Origin of the sequence: Bradyrhizobium sp. NBAIM08 (genome assembly GCF_020193935.1) — a bacterium.
In the GTDB taxonomy this organism is placed as follows: domain Bacteria; phylum Pseudomonadota; class Alphaproteobacteria; order Rhizobiales; family Xanthobacteraceae; genus Bradyrhizobium; species Bradyrhizobium yuanmingense.
In genome coordinates, this window is sequence record NZ_JADYVR010000713.1 from 1 (window position 1) to 419 (window position 419).

The following is a 419-nucleotide window of genomic DNA, read 5'->3' on the forward strand; positions in this document are numbered from 1 at the left end:
ACACAGACGCGGTCCATGCCGTCGCCTTTAACCGGCTCGGCCGCGCCCTCGGCACCGGCCGAATGCTCGAGCACGTCCCCGGCGTCGCCAAGATCGGCCGGATGGCGGTCGCGTCGTCGTCGCGTCACGGCGGGGTCGGCCGCGCGGTGCTCGATGCCTTGCTCGATGCGGCACGGGCGCGCGGCGACCGGGAGGCCGTGCTGCATGCGCAGCTCGGCGCCGCGCCGTTCTACGAGCGCGCCGGGTTCGTGCGACGCGGGCCGGAGTTCGACGAGGCGGGAATCGCCCACGTCGAGATGCTGCGCGTGCTTTGAGCGAGGAACGTCACGCGACGACCGCGAAGGCTTCGACGTGGCGCGCACCGTCGATGAGGCCGACGAGCGGCAGCGCAGCGGCAGCGATGGCGGCCTCATCGACGG

General features: G+C 73.3%; 1 protein-coding gene. It reads left to right on the plus strand.

What is annotated here, in order from left to right:
- The coding region (locus I6F37_RS41700; RefSeq protein ID WP_225154625.1) for a GNAT family N-acetyltransferase at positions 1-314 on the plus strand (314 nt) is incomplete at its 5' end.
- Between the last annotated feature and the right edge of the window lie 105 nt (positions 315-419).